16 protein-coding genes are annotated in these 21,764 nt (G+C 43.7%); 2 read left to right on the forward strand and 14 right to left on the reverse strand.

Going from position 1 to position 21,764, the window contains the following annotated elements; translation table 11 throughout:
- Positions 1-30: 30 nt before the first annotated feature.
- From K2W90_03535 to K2W90_03580, 10 genes are all read right to left on the reverse strand, one after another.
- Positions 31-1,656, reverse strand: a complete 1,626-nt coding sequence (locus tag K2W90_03535) for a hypothetical protein (protein MBY0353410.1) — start codon at positions 1,654-1,656, stop codon at positions 31-33.
- A gap of 382 nt (positions 1,657-2,038) precedes the next feature.
- Positions 2,039-2,455: a hypothetical protein gene (locus K2W90_03540; GenBank protein MBY0353411.1), complete on the reverse strand. Its 417-nt coding sequence runs from the start codon at positions 2,453-2,455 to the stop codon at positions 2,039-2,041.
- 21 nt (positions 2,456-2,476) lie between these two features.
- Complete coding sequence (locus tag K2W90_03545; GenBank protein MBY0353412.1) at positions 2,477-4,231, reverse strand: hypothetical protein; 1,755 nt, start codon at positions 4,229-4,231, stop codon at positions 2,477-2,479.
- 261 nt (positions 4,232-4,492) lie between these two features.
- A complete protein-coding gene (locus K2W90_03550) occupies positions 4,493-4,909 on the reverse strand; it encodes a hypothetical protein (protein ID MBY0353413.1) in 417 nt (138 codons plus the stop codon).
- A gap of 21 nt (positions 4,910-4,930) precedes the next feature.
- Positions 4,931-7,123, reverse strand: coding sequence for a hypothetical protein (locus K2W90_03555; protein ID MBY0353414.1), 2,193 nt, complete (start codon positions 7,121-7,123; stop codon positions 4,931-4,933).
- A gap of 109 nt (positions 7,124-7,232) precedes the next feature.
- Positions 7,233-8,726, reverse strand: coding sequence for a hypothetical protein (locus K2W90_03560; protein MBY0353415.1), 1,494 nt, complete (start codon positions 8,724-8,726; stop codon positions 7,233-7,235).
- Between the two features lie 473 nt (positions 8,727-9,199).
- Positions 9,200-9,535 (reverse strand): type II toxin-antitoxin system RelE/ParE family toxin, encoded by a 336-nt coding sequence (locus tag K2W90_03565; GenBank protein MBY0353416.1) that lies wholly within the window; start codon positions 9,533-9,535, stop codon positions 9,200-9,202.
- Entirely contained in the window at positions 9,532-9,756 is a 225-nt protein-coding gene (locus K2W90_03570) for a hypothetical protein (protein MBY0353417.1), read from the reverse strand. Before K2W90_03570 ends, K2W90_03565 begins: the two co-directional genes overlap by 4 nt.
- 224 nt (positions 9,757-9,980) lie before the next feature.
- Complete coding sequence (locus K2W90_03575) at positions 9,981-10,865, reverse strand: Rpn family recombination-promoting nuclease/putative transposase (protein ID MBY0353418.1); 885 nt, start codon at positions 10,863-10,865, stop codon at positions 9,981-9,983.
- Positions 10,866-10,973: 108 nt separating this feature from the next.
- Complete coding sequence (locus tag K2W90_03580) at positions 10,974-12,104, reverse strand: ATP-binding protein (GenBank protein ID MBY0353419.1); 1,131 nt, start codon at positions 12,102-12,104, stop codon at positions 10,974-10,976.
- A gap of 239 nt (positions 12,105-12,343) precedes the next feature.
- Between K2W90_03580 and K2W90_03585 the strand changes: the two genes are divergently transcribed.
- Positions 12,344-13,546: an ATP-binding protein gene (locus K2W90_03585; GenBank protein ID MBY0353420.1), complete on the forward strand. Its 1,203-nt coding sequence runs from the start codon at positions 12,344-12,346 to the stop codon at positions 13,544-13,546.
- Between the two features lie 112 nt (positions 13,547-13,658).
- Here K2W90_03585 and K2W90_03590 read toward each other — a convergent pair whose 3' ends face one another.
- From K2W90_03590 to K2W90_03605, 4 genes are all read right to left on the reverse strand, one after another.
- Positions 13,659-15,401 carry a hypothetical protein gene (locus K2W90_03590; protein MBY0353421.1) on the reverse strand — a complete coding sequence of 581 codons (1,743 nt, stop codon included), beginning with the start codon at positions 15,399-15,401 and terminating at the stop codon, positions 13,659-13,661.
- Between the two features lie 147 nt (positions 15,402-15,548).
- On the reverse strand, positions 15,549-17,102 hold the full coding sequence (locus tag K2W90_03595; GenBank protein ID MBY0353422.1) for a hypothetical protein: 1,554 nt from the start codon (positions 17,100-17,102) through the stop codon (positions 15,549-15,551).
- A gap of 110 nt (positions 17,103-17,212) precedes the next feature.
- Complete coding sequence (locus K2W90_03600) at positions 17,213-18,349, reverse strand: PDDEXK nuclease domain-containing protein (protein MBY0353423.1); 1,137 nt, start codon at positions 18,347-18,349, stop codon at positions 17,213-17,215.
- Positions 18,350-18,542: 193 nt separating this feature from the next.
- Positions 18,543-20,108 carry a hypothetical protein gene (locus tag K2W90_03605; GenBank protein MBY0353424.1) on the reverse strand — a complete coding sequence of 522 codons (1,566 nt, stop codon included), beginning with the start codon at positions 20,106-20,108 and terminating at the stop codon, positions 18,543-18,545.
- 528 nt (positions 20,109-20,636) lie between these two features.
- Between K2W90_03605 and K2W90_03610 the strand changes: the two genes are divergently transcribed.
- Positions 20,637-21,761, forward strand: a complete 1,125-nt coding sequence (locus tag K2W90_03610; GenBank protein MBY0353425.1) for a hypothetical protein — start codon at positions 20,637-20,639, stop codon at positions 21,759-21,761.
- Positions 21,762-21,764 lie beyond the last annotated feature (3 nt).

Consider the following 21,764-nt stretch of genomic DNA (forward strand, 5'->3'; position numbering starts at 1 on the left):
TCTTGTTTGTTTCTTATCTAAGCATAGTTCTTAGCTTTTGAAGAATTTCTTGTAAATGAATCCGCTCATGCTTGGTACGCTGTAAGCTTGTGGTTGTTCAGTAACAACCGGCGTTTCAACTGAAGCTTGTTGCGCAGCGATAGCAGCTAATCTGAATGGATTGATGATTTCCATCAATTCTGCTGCTTGAGTTTCGTTGCTAAACATGCCAGATTCATTGCATAATTCCAAAGCATTTTGTACTGTTTCAAGAGTATGTTGGTACAAATCAGCGTCATGCATAAGTTCTTCTGCGGTAGGAACAACATCGCTAAGAATTGCTTGAACATCAGCCTTTACAGCAGCGATTGGATCAATTACTTGCTCAGGAGCTGGTTCTGCGCTTGGTTGCGTTGATGCAGTTTTATTACCTGCTTCTTCTGCCGCCCGTGCTTGGTGGCGCATGCGTTTGACCTGTGCTCTGCGGAACCCAATTTCAGTGTGTGTATCTTGGTCTGTGTCACATGTAGCAAGAATTTCATGAGCTGGGCATGTATCTTGTTCTTCAAGGCGTGCTTGTTCTGCTTGCTTAATTGCAGCAGCTTGGCGACGTGCTAGTTCGTTGCTAATAAACGCTATTTTAGCAGCAGTTAAAGTCATACCGGTCAATGGATTGCCATGTTTATCAACAAATTTCATTTCGTCAGCTTCAAGTTCTATAGCGCTTTTAGCTGGCTTTGGCGTTTCGATTGAGCTGTTGCTTGACGATGAGCTTGGCATTTGTGCTTCAATGTTTGCTAAATGATGTTGTCTTAATTCAGCATCTTTAACAGGATTTGCATCAAAGCTTGGAAGATCAAGATTGTCTTCTGTGCCTGTTACCGGCGCTGGAGCATCTGAACTCCACAGTTTTGTAGCCATGTCATAAGCACCACCAAAGTAAGCAACGACAAAACCTGCTGGAACGAGCATCCATTTGCTGGTCATAGCGTTCCAAACGGCAGAGAAAGAACAGCGCGATGGTGTTACTGGATCTTGAGCTGGTTCTTCTGGTTGGTCGGCTGGTTCTTGTGCAGCTCTTGCAGCTTCTTCTTGAGCGTACTGTTCTGCCATTGCCTCTGCAAATGTTCTCGTGTCTATTTCTTCAGCTGGTTCAGTTCTTGAAAACAGACTAGAAATTTTGTTTTTTGCTGAGCTTGCGAAATGGTTAAAGCCATCACGAGCCATTTGTGCACGTGTTCTTGCTGCCAAACGAGCTTGTTCTTGTGCTTGTTGTACTTGTCCAAAGGTTGCGTAGGTTGTGTTGAGTTTTTCCATGAGAGCTTCAGCTTGATCAGCTTGTTGTAAATCTAGTCTTAATCCACTGACAATTTGAAAACGCAAGGTGCTTTTTATGGTTTGAAAATTATCAGCAGTACACAGAAGCATTGCTTGATCAAGAAAACGTGTTGCTTGGTCTACTGTTTGTGCAATATGTTCTGCATTGTTTTCGCCTACCATGTTGCGAGTTGCCGCGCGAAATGCTAGAGCTAATTCACATACATTACTTGCTGTGACGTTAACATTAAGGTCTCTAATGGTCTCTGGCAAACCTGCAGCACCAAAAACCTGGCCGGACGCGGAAAGAGTAATTGCGAAAGCAAAAGCTAACGCTTTGTGTGTGTTGGTGAGTTTCATAATAAATACCTCCAAAAAAATAGAAAAATATAACCTCACTGAAAATAACCAAATGGCTTAAACACCATTTTAACCAGATTACCCATATCGAGTTTTATTGTCAAATGGGGTATAAATGCATGTTTTTGATTGTTTTTGGCGTTTTTTAAAACATCAAAAAGTTGCTTTTTGGTGTTTTTGGAGGTTTTGTGAGGTTTTTAGCTTTTGAAAGGTGGTTTTTAGGGAGACAAGAAAGCCAGATGAATGTGCCTTGGTAGAAGGAAAAGTGACTTAAATGGTTGAAAATTACCAATAGTGGCCAGCTTGTTGGAGAGGGACTTTTGGTTTGGTTGATGTTTGGCTAGAAAGTGAAGAGGGCGCCGGTTGGCGCCCTCCCATTGAATTAGCTGATTTTACCGGCTACTATAAGAGCTTGACGTGCTGCTGATGCAGGATCAAGTGTATAAGTTCCAGGAATAGCGCCGCCGTTATTTGGGGATGCTATTGCAGCAGCTATAGCGTTTTTAATTGCATTTGTTCTTATCTTTGGGGCTCCGCCAGCAGCAGCAGTGTTAATATCCAATAATGGGAATGAACTGGTCAGTGCCCACAACGCGTTCCATTTGGCATTATTATCTGGAAGAGCTGCCATTGTTGCTACTTTATCAAGAGCAGCAATAGCATCTTTAACGCGGTTCATTACGGTTGCTTCCATTAAGGTCGCCAGATTTTTGACATCATCTTCGCTGTACGCAGCAGCTGCCTGTGAAGAGTTCATTGCGGCGATGCATAATATTAGTGTAATCAATATTTTTTTCATTTATTATCCTTTCTATGTTAGTTAAAATGCTGCTATGGCAGTCAGAACAGCATTATCAATTTGACCATCGGCCTCAGCTTGCGCAGCTACTTCAAGGAAAGCATCTTTAACCGCTTGGTCAAGTGCACCATAACCAGCAGATTTAACTGCAGTTACTACACCGCCCACACTTATAGCAATACTACCTGCTGATAGCTGGGCAAGAACTGCTACAACATCTGCCGCAGGTTTTCCGGCTATGGATGCAATTACAGCATTTATAGCAGCTGTTCTATCTGCAAGGATAAGGGCTGGGAAGCCAGGGTCAAGAATAGCGGTGACTGGGTTGGGTGGTGTTTGTACGTGACCTACAATCCAGTTGATCTTATCGTTGTCTTTAACGTTGGTGTGTATCCCATCTGCCAACTTCTTTAACTCTGCAAACTGATTTGTATCTAAAGCATCTAACCAGGTTTTAACATCTGCTTCAGTTGTTGCTGTCACGAGGCCATCAATGAAAGCCTCTGCTTTAGCTGCTGTGTCAAGACTGCTCAGGTCTATGGTAAGAGTAACTGGTGCGCCATGAGCTGCTGCGCGTGCCTTGTTTTCTGCCGTAACCAGAGCCAACTCCTCAAGAGCTGCTGGTGTAAGTGGTAGTACGTTGTTGCCGCTATCCACAACGTGTAGGGTAGCGCTTGTCATGTTTCCTGTACCGGCGTCATAGGAGGCGACTACGCAGCTTACGTTTGCGTCTTTTGAAGCTAGATCAAGTGCATTATCTTTGGCCTTATTGAAGGCTTTAATTGAACGCTTAATGTTCTTAATTGCCGTGACTACGTCTGCATAGCTGTTTGGTCCTACTAAAACCTGAGCGATGTTTCCAATTGCAGTAGCCGCATTGGTGTTAGCCTGAGTAACTGCCGTATGAGCAGTGATAATCGCTTTGCCTGCAGCAAGAGTAGCCGCATCAAAGCTCTTACCATGTTTCAACCCTGCTGTTCCAAGCTTTGCATTGAGCCAAGCAGTGACATCTGCATCAGAATTAGAGGCTGGTTCGTCGGCAAGTGTTGTTGCTGTCGGTGTTGCTGTCATTATGCTGACAACCGCGTTTCCAAACATAATCCTAATCGCTGCTACCGTGAGCGCTGTGTTTGCAGTCTTTGCATTTTCAATTAACTCTGCATAATCTGCAGGATTGGTCGCAACGTCTGCGTGATTGTGGTTAAAAGCTGCAGCGATAGAGCTGATGTGGGCAAAAAGGGCTGTGCGGTTTAGTGCTTTAAAGTCTATCCAGTTACTTTCGCTGTTTGCAAAGGGAGCGCGGTAAGTCGCTGGTATACCGCTTCTTGTGTGATCATTAAGATAGGCGTGCAGTTGTGCCAAGATTAACCTTTGAAAATCTTGTACATCTTTGCTTGTTTTAGCTGTTGTAAGCTCATTTTTAACCGCTTTCAACTCTGCCTTGATGTTGGTCCAATCGCCAATCATGTCGATCCACACTTTTGCAGCTACAGGGTTGGAATAGTTGTTCTCGTCACGCAAATACTTAAGGCTGAGCACTTTTTTGCTACTGCCTTTTTTGAGGTCAAGCCACGTTTTGAGATCTTTTGCTTGGGCGTGTAAAGGGTTTACAAGCCGATCGAGCTTGCCGCCAAGCTTTGCAAGCTTAGCTTTAAGCGCTCCCAGGCCCTGTTCTAGCGCTGTTAGCTCTGGGCTAGGCGCCCCGCCGTGCAGTGGCGCTAAAAACATGCTCGTGAGCGAGAGCATGAAAATATATGGAATAAAACGATTCTTCATCAAGACATCCCTTTCCTTGAGTAGTGAAACATATGGTACTACTTTTTTGGTTTTAACAATTCTTACACAATTCTAATTAATTTAATAATAGAAAATATTTAGATATAAAAGCAAGAGTTTTGTTGAAGCGTGTAGGAACTCAGTGAAAATGTTCGGTTAAGATTCTGTAGAAATGTCTGGAAAAGAGAGTGGAGTGTTTTTTCGGAATTAAGAAAGGGCTAGAAAAGCGAAGAGGGCGCCGGTTGGCGCCCTCCCATTGAATTAGCTGATTTTACCGGCTACTATAAGAGCTTGACGTGCTGCTGATGCAGGATCAAGTGTATAAGTTCCAGGAATAGCGCCGCCGTTATTTGGGGATGCTATTGCAGCAGCTATAGCGTTTTTAATTGCATTTGTTCTTATCTTTGGGGCTCCGCCAGCAGCAGCAGTGTTAATATCCAATAATGGGAATGAACTGGTCAGTGCCCACAACGCGTTCCATTTGGCATTATTATCTGGAAGAGCTGCCATTGTTGCTACTTTATCAAGAGCAGCAATAGCATCTTTAACGCGGTTCATTACGGTTGCTTCCATTAAGGTCGCCAGATTTTTGACATCATCTTCGCTGTACGCAGCAGCTGCCTGTGAAGAGTTCATTGCGGCGATGCATAATATTAGTGTAATCAATATTTTTTTCATTTATTATCCTTTCTCTGTTAGTTAAAATGCTGCTATGGCAGTCAGAACAGCATTATCAATTTGACCATTGGCCTCAGCTTGCGCAGCTACTTCAAGGAAAGCATCCTTAACCGCTGCGTCAAGTCCGGCATAACCAGCAGATGGAGCTGCAGTTACTACACCGCCCATATTTATAGCCACACTGCCTGCTGATAGTTGGGCAAGAACTGCTACAGCTTCTGCCGCTGTTTTTCCGGCTATGGATGCAATTACAGCATTGATAGCAGTTACTTTATCTGCAGCGCTAAGGGCTGGGAAGCCAGGGTCAAGAATGGCAGTGACTGGGTTTGCGCCAGCAACATGTGCAATCGCGGTTGCAACTCTGTTCACGGCTGTGGTAAGCGCAGCATGAGCATCGGTAATAGCTGTTTGCATATTAGCTTTGTTATTGGCATTGCCTGCAGTGGTTATATCTGTAAGATTAGCTAATTCCAGAGTAGCTGCCGCTATTTCTCCTGCAGCAGTTTGGCAAGCAGTATGGGCCGCGTTATTTTTGGCGTTATCAGTAGCAGTTGCTGTGTTCAACCAGGTGGTCATATTGCCATTATTAAATGCGGCTGTAATTGTTCCATCGTTAAGATTGCCAGCAGTAGTGAATTTGAAGTTTGCGGCAGGAATTAAGGCTCTGTAGGCAGCCTTCAGTGCGTCAATAAGCTCTGCTTTGGTCTTGAGATTTTGAACTTCTGTACCGTAAGTTACCGCAGTATCAGCAGCGGTAAAGACTTTGGTTGTTGCTTTATGAGTTGCATCAGCGATGTTGAAGGCTATTGTACGAAGGTCATTGTTAGCTGCGACGCCGTTTGTACCTGGTGTATCCATTAACCATAAGTCATTGTTATTTGGCACTCCGCTGATGTCGCCAGATTTATCTTTTGCTTTAGCTTGCAAGTTGGCCAAGATCGCGTCTTTGAAGGCTCCGGCGTTTGCAGTAATATCTGCCACCACATCGTTTCTTGCAGTTTCTATGTCGCTTGGTGCAGTCCAATTAAGAATTAATGCTGGCCAATCAAAATCGTATTTAGCACCAGTTTTCATATTTGCATCGCTTGCAAGCGTGTCGGTTAGCAAGTTAGCAGCATCTGCCTTTGCGCCCAACCATTTTTTAAGCCCTGTTCTTGGGTCTGCTTTTTCTACTGCGGCGTCAAATGCAGCAATGAAAGCAAGATAAGCATCACGAGGTTGTTGGCCTGCTGTTGTCATGCCATCTTCAACAGCCTTATAAGCTGCAACGGTTTTTGCTGCGTTGAAGGCTGTTTCTGCATTAGTAATTGCGGTATTGAGTGTTCCTGCGGCTGTTTTGGCTGTAGTGAATTTCTTTCCGGCTGCTGCGCTGGTTGCAAATTTCATGGCAGCTTCGCCAGCAGCAGTGAACGTACAGTTAGCTGGCAGATCGCCAGGAGTTGCTGCAGCCACAGCAGCGAATGCTGTCAAGAAGCCTTGGATGCCGGTGGTAAGATTGGGAGATGCAACTGCCACGCCATTAACTTGCTCAAGCCCGACATGATTCTTGAGGCTTGTAAGCAATGTTGTTGCGGCTGTTTCTGCGTCTGTTTTTGCGGCTGCAATGGCTGCTGCTGTGCCACCACCACCGCCGCCACCGCCACTGCCGCCTTTGACTGCTGGTGCTTTTGCCGCGTTGAACGCAGTAGTGACTGCTGCAGCTCTGGAATAAGGCGAAGGCAATTGTTTGTTGAAGAAAAATATTTTTATGTAGTCATCAAATTTTGTTTCGAGATCATTCAAATGCGTTGCTTGTTTTTTTGGATGTGCGTCGATTGCAGCTCTAAGTTCACGAACTTTGTTCGCTGTTGCAATAAACCCGGTTGAAACTCTAGCATGGTCTGCGTTTGCACTATGAAAACCAACGCCAGCATGAGCATTTTTAGCGTTTTTACCGCGTAACTTAAGATCGTTAACTGCCTTTTGTATAGCGCTCTTTTTGGCCGCCGCCTTAACAGCATCTATTGCGTTTTGAACATTGGCTGTTCTGTCTGCTTTAGATGCATGTTTGTTATAGTCTTTTATAGTTTGCCAATCAGTTGCTGGTATGATTGCTTTAGTAGCGGGCTTTCTTGTGCCTCTGCCTCGTACGGGTCCGGCCGAATTAAGATCAAGCCCTGTGGCTGTGATCAGGAGCAAGCCGACCAAGGTAAGTAGACTTTTACGTATTCTCATTTCTATCTCCTTAATTTTAGGGTTTTTCTTCTCTTTTCTCTTACTATTGAATTAATTTCTATGTGTCAATTTTAATTATAAAATGGTGACACTCATAAAGTCAATATTCTTAGAATGAAAACCCTGCTTTACCCCACACGGCATATTGTTCAACGGACGAATTTTTAGGTGCAAATTCGTACGAACCGCCAATGCCAATTGATGATGGGTAGCTGTTATTGATCTTATATTTAAAGGCAGCGCCTGCTGATAGTTTGTGAGTGATTTGTGAAGGGGTTTTGGCTGCGTTAACGTCTAGATTGTCTGCGGTGAAAGCAGCGCCACCAAGAAGGTTGTCTACGGTTACTGCTACGCCGCTTGTTGCATCGATATCATTATTGATAATACCTACTTGGCCAATCAAATCGTCAGTATTTTTGATCCAAATAGATTCTTGATCTTTCCAGTACAAGTTGTAGCCAACTTCAACAATAAAGCGTTTGCTTTGGAATGAAAGGTTCAATAAAGCATCGATTTGGCTGTTTGGTTGTACGCGCACGTCGCGGGTTAAAACGTTTGCCAATGGGAAAAATGGCTTGTTTACTTGGCCAATTTGTGCGCCAAGGTAGTAATGGCCAAGTGCTAGAGGGTTGCCCGTGATAATGTTTTTAAGTCCGATTGTTCTAGCTTCAGTGCCTTCAAACAGGTACGAGTAGTTCAAGCAGCCGTCTACGCGCAACTTGCCTTGTTCACCAGACCATACTTGTGCGCCGGCATACACGCTTGCGCCAAGTGCTACGTGGTGGCCATTGCCAACAACCGGTTCAAAGAGGTAGGTGCCGCGTACTTTGGAGCCTGTTGGTACCGTTACAAAAACCGAAACAAACGCGTGTGATGTTGCACTGTGGAAGTATTTGTAGCCAAGTGCCAAGTCAAGGTCGGCAATACCCGTTTTGCTGCGGTCTCCGTTAATTTTGGCAAATTTTAGAGGAGATTGCATGTTGAAGCCTTCGGTGATGTCGATTTTACCTGCAAAAAAGTCTGCAAGGCCATACTCAGTGTTTGAGTTGTCATCAACAATGTCAACCTTGTGTTCATCGCTAAAGCTTACTTCCATGTCGGTTTCAACATGAACGATAGGCATGCTAGCTTTGAAAAACAGACCTTTGATTGGTGCGTTGATGTCTTGAATATAGTCTAAACGGAAACCAAAAGCTTCGCGTTCTGGTCTGAATTTGACGTTGCTTTCAACAAAATCATCAACATTCCCACTGCTGTTAACATTATGAATTAACAAGCTGCCGTCAATTTCTACGCCATCAATACCAGCTTCGCCAACCACAAAACTGTTTTTACCGTTCCCAATACCAAAGTAGGTACCAAGATCTTCATCATTGGTTGATGCTTGCCAAAAACCAGTTACTTGAAAATGACTGTTGATGCCATGTTTTTCTTGATGTTTTTTGAAAAAGTGCGCGTGCCATGTTGTCCATTCCATTGCTTTGTCCACATTGGTGGGACGTGGCATAAGGAACGTTCTGTTTGCATATTGACTATCGTTGTCGGCAAACACAGTGCCAACACAGAGCGCTAAAAGCGCGAGTGTACGAAGACTTACTCTCATGTTCTTCCTTCTCCTTTTGATAGAACCCTTCTTCCTTGCAGCTTTGAATATTTTTTTGAAAATACTCTCGCACTGCGTACTTTGCGACTTCGATTTGAGACTATAGAAAGGTTTTAGTGAGAGCAAGATTTTTGTTAAAAATGTTTTTTTTGTCCCCAAATAAAGTTTTATCTCTTTTTATCTTTTTACAATCTCTGCTTTTTTCATGAGTAAATTTATTCGTTTTTTTCCAAAGGGGTATTGCGACCCCTTTGGGATGGCGCACTTGGGCCTGCTGCCCAAGACCCGCTTGTCGCACCGAATCGCTGCAACCGCGCTTACGCGCTCTGTGTGCTCACGGTGCTTGACGGAACCACTAATTACCACTTTTTCGGATTCTGGTTGCTTGTGCGTTGGCCTGTCCTCCAAAGCCACGGAGGGCGTAGGAAGAAGCCATTAATTACCACTTTTTCTGACTTAGAAGTCCCAGGAATTTATGAATGTAGCCCGAACATTGAACTAATGCCAAAGATAAGAAACAATTTCTTAACCAAATCATAGACATGTTTGCGATGTCCAATTGCTGTCACATAAATTGTTTTTTCTTCTTTTGAAACTTCTATGACAATGCGGTAGTCACCACTTCTAATTCTGTACACAGATTTGTAGCCTTTGAGTTTTTTTATATCAAGTTGGTCTTGATTTATTGCTAAAAATTTAGTCTTCTCCAAAATTTTAGCTCTTTCTTGGTTTGGAATAGATTCAATTGCTTTAAGTGCAACTTTAAGCCATTGAACATGATAATTTTTGAAAGAAATAGAACTACTCATTTTTTGGATTTTTTCGACTTTTTGAAGTATTTTTCAACTTCTTCTTGCGAAACGCATTCACCCTTTTCTTGCAAAGCAGCTTGAGCTAACGTTGCTAGGTACAAATCTTCGATTTCTTCAAGAAGGTTTTGGAATGTCTTCATATCCAAAATAACGCCAGTTTTTTTTCCTGCTTTATCAACAATAAATTGAGTTGAAAGTTCACTCAGTTTTTGTCTCATGCTTTTTCCTTTTATTTCAATAACGTTTTCTTTGCTCATTGCACTGCGGACTTTATTCGATCAGCATAGCAAGAAGCTAAAAAATAACAAACAGGCTGCTTGTGATTCTGGTTGCCTGTGCCCCGGCCTGTCAATAGCTATCTGCCTGTCGTCCGGCCTGTCGGCCATAGCTATCTTAGCGAAGGATGAAGCGAAGGATAGGGCGTAGGAGGGTGCGGAAAAATTTAGCGCGAGGTTTTTTTGTTTTTTTTCTTTTTCACAGAATCTAGCGAGGCGCTGATTTTTTTAACTTCATCAACCGATAAACCGGTAGCACGTGCAACGTGATCAATGCTGAGTTGTGATAATAAATTGAGCGCTATGGAACGCTGTGTTTTCTTTATACCCTGTCTCATACCATGTCGGATTTGTGTTTTTTTAATACTTTTTGCCACTCGTCGCGCATCAATAAAATGATCATATGCGCTAAGTTCTTCTGGCGACATGTTTCCTTCTTCCAGCACTTCCATTGCTTCTTTCAAAGCGACGGTGCTTTTAAATTGCTTTGGAATGGTGTTTAAGGTTGAGGCATTTTTTAAAAGATAAATCCATTTATCAACGAGATTATCAAGATCTTCCAAGGTTTTGTTAAATTTTCGTAGTTCAATGAAATGAAATTCTAGGTGGCGCAACGAGTGTGTGTGTGTTTTGGTATTAAGAATTTTATGATGTGTCAGGTATTCGGCATCTTCGAAAATATTAAAATCAAGAACGCCAATAAAAATTACCGGCATAACGCTTTCATATTCTCCACCAATTTTAAGTTGTCGAGCCATGGCCAGCGCTGCATAATATTGGCTTCGTTCGGGATAATCATCTTGGCTTTCAACTTGCAGCTCAATAACGTAATGTTTACCGCTTTGATCAACGCAGCGAACATCAACAATGCTTGTTTTGAGCCATTTTGTGTCCGGAGTATTGTAGGGATCAGTAATTACCACCTTAACAATCTTTTCTCCCTCTTTGCACCCCAAAACGCTATTCAAAAAGCTTATTACAATCTCTTGTTTTGCTTGATCACCAAAAAGTTTTTTAAAGGCAATATCGATCATTGGATCTAAAAAAAACATATCAGGTTCCTTGCTTCTGGTTTCATATTGTTTTTTCATTAAAAAAAGTCTTTGGGCTCAGCATAACAGGAAGCTAAAAAATAACCAACAGGCTGCTTGATTCAAAAATTAATGCTTAACCAGGCTGCTAATTCCTTGTGCTGTAATTTTGTCAGCAAGTGGAAAGGTTGTATTGTGCGGGTGCACCAGGTACAAATGGTCCAAGTTGAGATCTTCCAACGCAATTGACATCGATTTGGTAACTTTTGGTGAGTCGGTATATTTAATTTCAAAGCCGAGGCGCTTACCATCTTTAATGATTAAAAGATCAAGCTCGGCACCACTTTGCGTTGCCCAAAAAAAGCATTCTTCAGGCTGCGCATGATATGTTTTGATAATTTCTTCCAACGCAAAACCTTCCCATGAAGCGCCAAGGCGCGGGTAAACGTGCAGCCCGGCCTCATCTTGAATGCCCAAAAGTGCATGCAGCAAGCCACTGTCGCGTAGATAAACTTTTGGTGATTTAACCTGCCGTTTTTGGGTATTTTCAAACCATGGGTTCAAGATGCGGACCATAAACGTGCCGGCCAAAATTTCGACGTACTGACGGACAAGGTAATGTGTAATGCCCAGCGAAGCGCCAAGTTGAGATCCGTTAAAAATATTACCGTGATTGTGTGCCAGCATCATCCACAAGCGCCGCATTTGTGTTGGCGGAATATTGAAGCCAAGGTTGGGGATATCGCGCTCCATAAACGTTGAAATATATGCTTGCCGCCAGGCATAGCTTTCTTTTTCTGAGTTGGCAAGGTACGAAAGAGGAAAGCCCCCGCGCAGCCAGAGCTTGTTATATTCTTTTGTTTCAGAAATATCGAATGGCGTGAGTTCAAGGTACCCAATTCTGCCCGCCAGCGTTTCAGATGATTGCTGGAGCAAGTCACGCGAGGCGCTGCCCAAGATTAAAAACTTTCGTGGCTTTTCGTCAACCAGCACCCGCAGTACGGGAAAGAGGTCTGGGCGGCGCTGGATCTCGTCGATCACAATCAGTTCGCTGTTAATGTTAGAAAGCGTGAGCATCGGGTTTTCCAGCCGCGCCAAGTCAAAGGGGTTTTCCAGGTCGAGAAAATGAACATTTTGGTATTGTGCGGCGTATTGTTTGGCAAGTGTGGTTTTGCCAACCTGACGTGGCCCCAGCAGCCCGCAGACGGAGTGGATTTTGTACTGAAAGGCGATCTCTTCAAGAAAATACTTTCTGTTCATGGCTTTCTCCAATTTTTGCAAAAAAGTGCGTTATTTAGGCCCCTGTCCCTGCAATTTTTAAATCAACATTACAATTTACAAGGACAAAATAAAAAACGCAAGCCCTTCGGAAAATTTTCTTAAAAAGAAGTGCCGGCCTGAATAAGTCGACTGGGACGTGGTTATTAAACAACTTGTGTAATTCTGTAAGTCGAGTTATAGTTTTACACAGGTGTATATCGATTTTAGAGAGGAAAAGTATGTTTATTGAAAGAAAATTAAAGCCAGTTTTGCTGCATTATGCTTCAAAGTTTGGCGTTGTTGCCGTTGTTGGGCCGCGGCAAGCGGGCAAGACCACCTTGACTAAAGAGGTGTTTTGGCAGCACCGCTACTTTTCGTTGGAAGATCCGGACACCTTGGAAGCAGTGCGCAATGACCCGCGTGATTTTTTAGAACGCAATTATGGAACGCCCGGGATCATAATTGATGAGTTTCAGAATGAGCCGACATTGTTGTCGTACATGCAAGGTATTGTTGATGCCAACTATCGACCTGGTTATTTTATTTTGACGGGTTCGCAAAACTTTCTTATGAAGCCGTCGTCGTCAAGACTATGCCGGCCAAGTGAAGCAATAACGCAGTCGCTGGCCGGTCGTGTTGCGCTGCTTACACTTTTGCCGCTGGCAGCTCAAGAGTTGCAACACAGTAGCTTATCGCCAGAAAATATTGATACAGCACTATTTAACGGTGGTTATCCTAACATATTTTCGCGCAACATGACTCCTGCGGAGTTTTATCCGCAGTACACCAAAACATATGTTGAGCGTGATGTGAGGCAGCTGATTAATGTGGCAAAGCTGAGTGAATTTCAGCGGTTTATGCGTTTGTGTGCTGGCCGCATTGGACAGATTTTTAACGCTACTTCGTTGGCAGATGATTGCAATGTGAGTGTGCCAACTGTGAATTCTTGGATTTCAATTCTTGAAGCGAGTTATGTAGTTTTTTTATTGCAGCCTCATTTTAAAAATTTTAGTAAGCGGCTTATCAAATCGCCCAAGCTTTATTTTTACGATACCGGCCTTGCGTGCTGGCTTTTAAAAATTGGTTCGTCAGAGCAGCTTCATGATCATTATCTGCGTGGTGGGCTGATGGAATCGTTTGTTATTGCAGAATTTTACAAAGCTTTTTTTAACAAGGGCCAGGAACCAAGTGTCTATTTTTGGCGCGACAGTCATGGTCATGAAGTTGACTGTCTTTTGGATTATGGCGTTGATCTTGTGCCTGTTGAAATTAAATCTGGCGCAACAGTTAATCAGCGTTTTTTTGATAACCTTAAATTTTGGTGCACACTGGCCGAGGTTGATCCGGCGCTGGGATATGTTGTGTATACCGGCACGCAAAGGCATGAGCGGTCTGGTGGCACTGTTGTTGGTTGGCAAGAAGTGGGCAGTATCCCTCGATAAATCTTACGCGCGCTCGAGAGTGTTCTGCGTAGCAGAATGTATCTAAGGGCAAAAAAAAGAGCCAGGCAGAAGGCCCGGCTCTTTTCCGTGAGTGTTTAGAAAGGTTCAGCGTTTAATCCCCTGGCGGCGTTGCTTGTACAATGTCTCTGCCATCAGGTCCTTCTGGCACGTCTGCTGCAACTGCGCGTTCTGTTAAGCGCCCAGGTGGAAGCCCTTGATTAACATTTCTGCGTGATGGTGCTGGTTGTGGAGCTTGGTCTGCAGCTGGTTGTTCAAATTGAGGTTGTTGTGCGGGTGCTTGGCCTTGTTGTTGTGCTGCCAGATATTGTTGGTACATTGCTTCTTCTTCTGGCGACAACGGTGCTTGTTGATCTGGCGCTTGTTGTGCTGGTTGTTGTTGCGCTGCAAGATATTGTTGGTACAGAGCTTGCTCTTCTGCTGTTAACGGTGCTTGCGTGTCTTGTTGCGGTGCTTGAGCAGGCATTACTGGTTGGTTTTGGTCTGCTTGTTCAAGTTCTGGTTGTGCCGGTTCCTGTTGTTTTTGTTGTTGGTCGGTAAGATATTGTTGGTACTGTGCTTCTTCTGCTGGCGTTAGTGGTGCTTGCGCATCTTGTGGGTAGGCCATTGCTTGTTCTGGGGCAAATTCCATTGCTGGGCCGCCAGGCAGTGGTGCAAAGTTTGCTTCTGGCCCGCCTGGGAATGGCGGTGGTGGCATCATAACGCCACGTGGTCCCATTTGTCGTTTATCCCGCTTGCCCTGCCTGCCCGTCGTAGCCTTGGCGAAGCCGGGAGCTTGTCGAAGGGTTTTACCTTGTTTCTTTTTTGCTTTTTTCCCCTGTTTAATTTTTGGTTTTTTATGACCAGCTTTTTGTTCTTTAACAATTTTTAGGTTACCAACATTTCTTTTCTTGTACTTGCCCATGTTGATGAGTCGTTGTTTTTTCTTACCCTGAGCATGCTTGGCCGCCTCAGAGCGTAGAGCGTTACGTTTTAGGCGTTGTGCGCGTTCGTGCTCCATGAGTTCGCGGCGTTCTTGTGGTGTAAGTGTTTTTGGATCTTTGAGTAAGAGTTCTCTGATGCGTTTTTTTGTTTCTCGTTCTTTTTCTAAAACTTCAAGCATTGTTGCTTCTTCTTGTGTGAGTGTGCCGGCAATTTTTTTTGCTTCAAGTTCTTTGCGATATTCATTTGTTGCAACATTTTTGGCTATGCGCTCGCGTTTGCGGTCGAGTTTTTGCCGAATGTTTTTTGTTGGGAGACCCAATTTTTTTTGTTGCATGTGTGGTCGTGTTCGTTTCTTGTGTCTTTGGACAACGATTGGAGATTGATTGTGATGCTTTTCGAGTTGTTGCATTTTTTCTTGAGCTGCTTGTTTGTGTAAAACTTTTGGTTTTCTGGTTTGTTTGCTGCGTTCACGAGCTTTGCGTTTGCGGTTACGGCCGCCAACATGTCTTTTATTTTTTTGAACTTCCATTGATTTGCTGCGTTTGCGGCGCTGCCCAGGAGCTTTTGTTTCTTCTTGTTGTGCTTCTTGAACGGTGCGGTTGATTTCTTTGCGCAACAGTTTGAGAAAGCGGGGTGGTATGGCTTTTGGTTTGGGCTGTTTATCTTTTTGCTTTTTTTCTTTGAGTTGCGGCTGTGGTGATTGCTGCAGTGGTTGTTCTTGTTGTAGTTGTTCTTGTGGTACTTGAGTAATGTCTGGCAGTACTGTTGTTTCAACCGTTTGCTCTGGAGAAAGCTCTTGCTCTGCAGAAAGCCCGGCGTCGGCAGCAAAAGCGGTTGTTGGGCTAGACAAGAGCAGGATTACCAGTACCAGCGAGGTACGCAAGCCTGGAGACTGTGTTATGGAACGTGACATTCTTTTATCTCCTTTTTTTGGATTTTTTTTCAAAAACTACGCTACCAGCAAAGCTAACATGGTAGATGCTGGGAACGGAAGTATTTTGAGAAAGTTCATCCCGAGTGCCTGGCGAAGCATTTATGCAAAGTCGGGTGTATCGAGGGACTAAAACCCAATGCCAGCCTTGGCGCCAATTCCCCAGTTGCTCAGTGCTGCATTGTCTGACGCCCATTCATAATGTGTGTTGATACCAATAAAGAGTGGCACATCCCAGCCCTGAGCGGCGTACGCAAGCCCTGCATAAATTTTATGCGAAAGTTGTGATGGTGTTTTTGCATTGTCAGTTGTGATGTTGCTGTCGGTCAGTGGTACTTGAATTTCTCCGGCATTAATACCAGTATTGTTTGCAGTAGCTGCAGGAGTTACAATGCCCCATGCGCCAACTACGCCAACAAGTTCGCCAAAAATTGGTGTCTTGCCTTTGCGGTCAACATCTTCTTGGGTGCGATAATATAAATTGTAGCCAAGATCAATTGTGAAGCCGCGGTTGTGGTAGGCAAAACCAAGAATACCATCAAGTTGACTGCCTGGTGTAACATCACATGCAACGGTTAATTTGTTGGCTGCGGGAATTAAGGTTGTTGCAGCGCCGGTAATTTGACCCACCAGTTGGTAGTGGCCCCACGGAATTATTGTGCCGTCCGTACCTTTTAAGCCAAGCGTTCTGTATTCAGTATTTTCAAATAAGTAGCGGTAGTTTAATGCGGCGTGCATGCTGAGTTCATGATGATTTTTTTGCCACATGGTAGCGCTACCGTCAAGGCCGGCACCAAAAGCCCAGTGCGCGCCGTTGCCAACAATTGCTTCAAAAAGTTTAGTACTTTTTACTTCATCGCCGGTTGGGATAGTTAACCCAAGATTGAGTGCTACGCGCGATGTGTCTTTGTACCAAAAATAATAACCAAGTATGAAGTCGATGTCTGCCAAGCCGCTTGAATGGTCTTCGTTATTAATGTTTCCAAATTTTAAAAATTGCAATGCTGCTTGCGTGTCTGCCGCCGTGGTGTTGGCGCCGGTGCCATCAAAGTACGTTTTTAATGCGTTGGTAACCGAAGTGGCAGCAACTGGGGTACCAAAGTTAATAGTTGTTGCATTATATTGTTCAGTAAAGTCTGCATCAATGCGTGTTGCAACGTTAACAAATGGCACGTTGAGTTTGAAATAAAGACCTTTGCACAGTTTGTCTAAATCTTGGTGATGGTGTAAAGTTACGCCAAATGAACGGTGTTTTGGATTGAAAGCGAGTTTTACCAATTCAGTGTCTGCGCCGGTGATGTTGGCACTTTGATGTACGAAGTTTCGGTAGTTTAACGTTTCGTTTGCTGCAGCGTTGTTGCCAGCATTGGAACCAAAGTTGAAGTGATTATCTTTGAGTGAGTTGGTGGTTGGGTTGGTTGCTGGTGCAAAATATTCACCAATTTCTTCACTGTCACTTGATGCTTGGTAATAACCAATTACCTGCAAATTTCCATTAAATTTTTTGTTAGCGCCGGTGCGGTGAACCATTTTTTGCCAGCTGTTCACATTTTCTAGCGCAAGGTTAACGCCGTGTGAGCGCGGGTTTAAATACGTTTGATTGTGTGCGTCACCATCTGCCTGCACGTTGGCTATTACTGCCAGTGCGGTAATTAAAAGACTGTTTCTGATTAATTTCTTCATACCATCTTCTCCAAATTTGAATGACCTTCACTCAACTACGCTATCTGCAAAGCTAGCATGGTGGGGGTGGGGAAGGGAAGTATTTTGGAAAACCCTTTGGAAAGGTGTTGTTATTTCTTTGATTTACGAGCGGATGCTTTTTTTGTGACAGTTTTAGTTTTTTGAGCAACGACCGATTTGCGGGTGGTTTTTTTTGTGCCTGACATAAGTTCAGCTTCGATATCCTGAATTGTTGGCAAGCTGCTTTGCAGTTTTTTTGGCAGGTTTTCAAGAGCCTTGGTTACATAGTCAGAAACGCCTATTGGCTTATTGATATCACGAAGTGCGTATTCAACCTTAAGTTTTTTCTTGGTCTTGCATAATAAAATACCAATGGATGGGTTATCATTTTTTTGCTTTAAAAGATCATCAACGGCAGAAAGATAAAAGTTCAGTTTGCCCGCGTATTCTGGTTTAAAGTCGGTATTTTTAAGTTCAATCACGCAGTAGCAATGGAGCTTGGTGTGGTAAAAGAGAAGGTCAAGGTAGTAATCATCACCGGCGATTTCAAGGTGATGCTGTCTGCCAATAAATGCAAAACCTTTGCCAAGTTCCAAGAGTAACTTTTGAATATTATCAACAAGTCCTTGTTCTAATTTTGTTTCAAGATAATCTGCCTCTAGCGTGAGAAAATCAAAATTGTACGGATCTTTAAGCATTTCTTGAGCCAATTGAGATTGAGGTGCTGGTAGTCGATCAGAAAAATTGGTAATTGCCTTGCCATGTCGTTTGTAAGATTTTGACTTTATCCAGTCCTCAAGTGCTGATCTGCTGAGGCCGTTGTCTATAGTTTGTTTTGCGTACCACAAACGCTCTTGATAATCTTTACATTTTTCGATGATCAAAATATTGTGTCCCCATGGGATTTTGGCTACTGGCAGCTCATTTACGAGTCCCACAGCCTGTGGGACTTTACCATAAGCTAGGTAGAAAGCTCTCATTCTAAAGATATTTGTTTGGGAAAAGCCCTGCATTCCTGGAAAAGCATTTTGTAGGTCTTTGGCCAGCTTTTCTATTGTTTGTGCGCGCCATCCATCCTGCTCTTGTTTCTCAACAATAGATTTTCCCATATCCCAATAAAGTTGAATTAGCTCGCTGTTAACCGCCAACGATGCTTTGAGTTGTGCCTGACTAACTCTATTTTTTAATTGCTCAAGAAATGATGCGTAATGTGCTGTGTTGCTTAATTGTTTTTTTTTAACGCTCACGTTTCACTTCCTCGATTTCTGGGCTGCTATTGTTGATGCTTTTTGGTTCGAAAAATATAGCATTAAAGAACACTTTTGCAAAGCACAGTGCATTTTTTTAAAAGTCTTACAGCTTGTGAGGTTTTGTTGTGTTAAATAAAAAAAGCCGGTCGAGAAGACCGGCTTTTTTTTAATTGACTGAGTTTGGAGTGCGTTAGAACGCAACGCCAGCTTTTCCGCCAATTCCCCAGTTGCTAATGCCGGAGTTGTCTGAAGCCCATTCATAGTGTCCATGAAGGCCAACAAACAGAGGCACATCCCAGCTGTAGGTTGCATATGAAAGACCTGCGTAGATTTTGTGTGTAAGTTGGTCTGGAGTTTGTGCGTTGTCGGTGGTAACGTTCTTGGAGTCGGTAATTGCCTCAACGAAGTGAGAGCCATCGTTTGCAATACCACCAGCAACGTTTCGGTTTGCATGTACAATACCCCATGCGCCAGCTGCGTTTACAAGTTCACCAAAAATAGCGCCTTTGCGGTCAACATCTTCTTCTTCACGGAAGAATAAGTTGTAACCAAGGTCGAAGGTGAAACCACAGCAGTGGTACGCAAATGCAACAATCATGTCAAGTTGGCTGCCTGGTGTAACATCGCAGTTCACGGTCAGCTTGTTAGCTGCAGGAATTAAGGTTGAAGGAGCAGCGGCACCATTTGATTGACCAAGAAGTTTATAATGGCCGTAAGGAATAATCTTGCCAGCTGCATCTTTTAAGCCAAGTGTTCTTCTTTCTGTTCCTTCAAACAAATAACGGTAGTTAATTGCTGAGTGGAAAGTTAAGCTGTGATCGCCGTTTTGCCACATTGTTGCACCGCCGTCAAGGCCAGCACCAAATGCCCAATGATCGCCGTTACCAACAATAGCTTCGAAAAGCTTGTTGCTGTCTGCGTCGTCACCAGTTGGGATTGTAACACCAAGGTTTACTGCCAAGCGGTATTTGTTGGTGTACAAGAAATAGTAACCAAGAATGAAGTCGATGTCTGCAACGCCGGTTGAGCTGTCTTCATTGTTGTTTGCGCCAAACTTCAAGAACTTGAGTGCTTCTTGAGCGTTTACTGCGTTGGTGTTTGAAAAACTACCGTTGAAATAACCTTGCAAAGCAGCCAATGCAGTAGGAACTGTACCGCTTACGTCAGCAAGAGCTGGAGTAACTGCGCCAGCAGTAAATTCTGGATCAATGCTGTTTTCAACGTTTACAATAGGCACGTTGATCTTGAAGTAAAGACCTTTAAGAATTTTGTCTAAATCTTGGTGATAGTTCAAATGTACGCCATAAGCACGTTGTTCTGGTTGAAGGTTAACTTTGACCAATTCGCCCAAATTTGCAAGCTCAGCTGCTTGGTGTACAAATTGACGGAAGTTTAATGTTTGATCAGCTACGGTGTTACCGTTATTTGTTGCGTTAGCAACTGAACCAAAGTTGAAGCGGTTATCTCTGAGTGTGTTTGCAGCTGGGGATGTTTCTGGTGCAAAATATTCGCCCAACTCATCTTCATCAGTTGAAGCCATGTAATAACCAATCACCTGAAAGTTACCGCCAAATGTATCGTCGGCACCTTTGCGGTGAATAAGTTTTTGCCAGCCGTTCACGTTTTCAAGCGCAAGATTTACGCCGTGTGAACGTGGGTTTAAAAATGTTTGATTGTGTGAATCACCGTCTGCTTGTACGTTAGAAACTACTGCCAATGCAGTAATCAAGAGACAATTTCTCATTAATTTGTTCATACTCATCTTCTCCACAAATTTGTTAATTTAACGTTGTAACGTTTTGTTGAACAAGAACGTTTGCGTGAATTGCTTGGTAGAAGTAATTGATGACGTTGGCAAAAACGTTCATCAACAACATTTTTTTCTAGAGCTCCCTCCTTTCTTCATTGACTACCTTCATAAATCTTCTAACTCCAACTCACGTAGAAACTATAGCATGGCGCGTGCGTTTAACGTGTGTGTGTTGACTTAGAGTTTGTGATTTGCTTGACTGGGCCTGTATCTTCTTGCAGTACCCATTTTACTATCTCACAATCTCATGTTGATAGACTAACGATCCTCAACTAATATATCAAGTATTTTTTCATAGAAAGCTCGAATAGGCCTAGTTATCGCTATTCTTGAAATTAAAATTTCATGTTTTTTTAATTTCAAACGTACACGGTTTTAAAAAAAATGAGAGACGTCTGGAAAGTTGAAAATTTTTTTTTGGTTATGATGTGCATAGAAAATTTTTTAAAAATTTTTTTTACGTGAGAGGTGATGATGAGTAACTTCATCCATTGGATTATCTTTGTGCAAATTATCAGCGAATCGTGGCCGATTAGCAGTTCTTCGCACGTGCGTATTGTGTTTATGTTGGCACCACTCTTGTTTGGTGCGCAAGCACTTGAGCAATCAGTTCCCAATTTTTTAGACCACCTGCTGCACGGGCCCATGGTTTTGATTGTGTTAATTTTTTTTCGGCATGCGTGGGTGCACTGGGTGCGGCGCGTGGTGCGCATTGCGCGTGCGTACGTGTGTGGTGCGCGCGTGCGCGAGAGCGAGCGTGCGTTTGTGCGCGTGCTTGCGCGCCTGGTTTCTTTTTTGTTTTGTTCAAGTGTGATTACCGGTATTTTTTTTGGTTTGTTTAAGATACTGTTAAAAAATAATGCCCTGCTGGCGCATGATGCAACCATGCTGGTTGGTTTGTGTGTGACGGCAGGGGTGTTGTTTTTGCTGCGTTCCCTTCGAGACACAACTCTGCGAGTTGTTCCTCAGGGCGAACGGGATGAGCGAGAAAGCTCAGAGTCTGCTGAGACGTTTCACTTGCCCCTTCGCCCTTCGACAGGCTCAGGGTGGGCGGGGCAAAACACAGATCCTGCTAACATTCAGGAAGAATCAAAAAATACTGTGCTAGAAAATGCAGGGCGTAGAGATATTTTGTTAAAGTACGGTTGTCCTAAGATCCCGTACGTCCTGAGCCCTGAGCTTGTCGAAGGGTCGAAGGATAAGGGATCTCAGAAAACAGTAAGCTGGAGTACGTATGCAATCCTTGGCCTGGTGCAAGGCCTTGCCTTACTTCCCGGCATCTCGCGTTTTGCCAGCACCTACGCGGCTGCTCGTTGGCTTGGCTTTACTCAGCGGCGTGCATTTCAGGTTTGTTTTTTGCTTGAGCTGCCGGTAGTGATTGCAGCGTTTGTTGTTTTTGGGATTGGCGGGGCATGTATGCAAAACGGTTGGTCGTTAATTTTGCAACCAACAACCATGCTTGTGGTTGCCGGTGCCACGGTGGTGGGCTACGGGGCACTCTGGTGTGCCTGGTGGCTGGCAGAGCGGCGGTTATTGTGGCTGTTTTCAGGATATCTACTGTTGCCCATTTTGATTGTGCTATACTCAATTTCTCAATAAACG

This window comes from Candidatus Babeliales bacterium (genome assembly GCA_019749895.1).
GTDB lineage: Bacteria > Babelota > Babeliae > Babelales > RVW-14 > AaIE-18.

Coding starts and splice junctions, on each gene's coding strand:
- K2W90_03580 (MBY0353419.1), bottom strand. CDS start 12,104: ATGAACAGAAAGTATTTTCTTGAAGAGATCGCCTTTCAGTACAAAATC.
- K2W90_03585 (MBY0353420.1), top strand. CDS start 12,344: ATGTTTATTGAAAGAAAATTAAAGCCAGTTTTGCTGCATTATGCTTCA.
- K2W90_03535 (MBY0353410.1), bottom strand. CDS start 1,656: ATGAAACTCACCAACACACACAAAGCGTTAGCTTTTGCTTTCGCAATT.
- K2W90_03570 (MBY0353417.1), bottom strand. CDS start 9,756: ATGAGACAAAAACTGAGTGAACTTTCAACTCAATTTATTGTTGATAAA.
- K2W90_03575 (MBY0353418.1), bottom strand. CDS start 10,865: ATGTTTTTTTTAGATCCAATGATCGATATTGCCTTTAAAAAACTTTTT.
- K2W90_03610 (MBY0353425.1), top strand. CDS start 20,637: ATGAGTAACTTCATCCATTGGATTATCTTTGTGCAAATTATCAGCGAA.
- K2W90_03545 (MBY0353412.1), bottom strand. CDS start 4,231: ATGAAGAATCGTTTTATTCCATATATTTTCATGCTCTCGCTCACGAGC.
- K2W90_03590 (MBY0353421.1), bottom strand. CDS start 15,401: ATGTCACGTTCCATAACACAGTCTCCAGGCTTGCGTACCTCGCTGGTA.
- K2W90_03560 (MBY0353415.1), bottom strand. CDS start 8,726: ATGAGAGTAAGTCTTCGTACACTCGCGCTTTTAGCGCTCTGTGTTGGC.
- K2W90_03605 (MBY0353424.1), bottom strand. CDS start 20,108: ATGAACAAATTAATGAGAAATTGTCTCTTGATTACTGCATTGGCAGTA.
- K2W90_03565 (MBY0353416.1), bottom strand. CDS start 9,535: ATGAGTAGTTCTATTTCTTTCAAAAATTATCATGTTCAATGGCTTAAA.
- K2W90_03555 (MBY0353414.1), bottom strand. CDS start 7,123: ATGAGAATACGTAAAAGTCTACTTACCTTGGTCGGCTTGCTCCTGATC.
- K2W90_03595 (MBY0353422.1), bottom strand. CDS start 17,102: ATGAAGAAATTAATCAGAAACAGTCTTTTAATTACCGCACTGGCAGTA.
- K2W90_03540 (MBY0353411.1), bottom strand. CDS start 2,455: ATGAAAAAAATATTGATTACACTAATATTATGCATCGCCGCAATGAAC.
- K2W90_03550 (MBY0353413.1), bottom strand. CDS start 4,909: ATGAAAAAAATATTGATTACACTAATATTATGCATCGCCGCAATGAAC.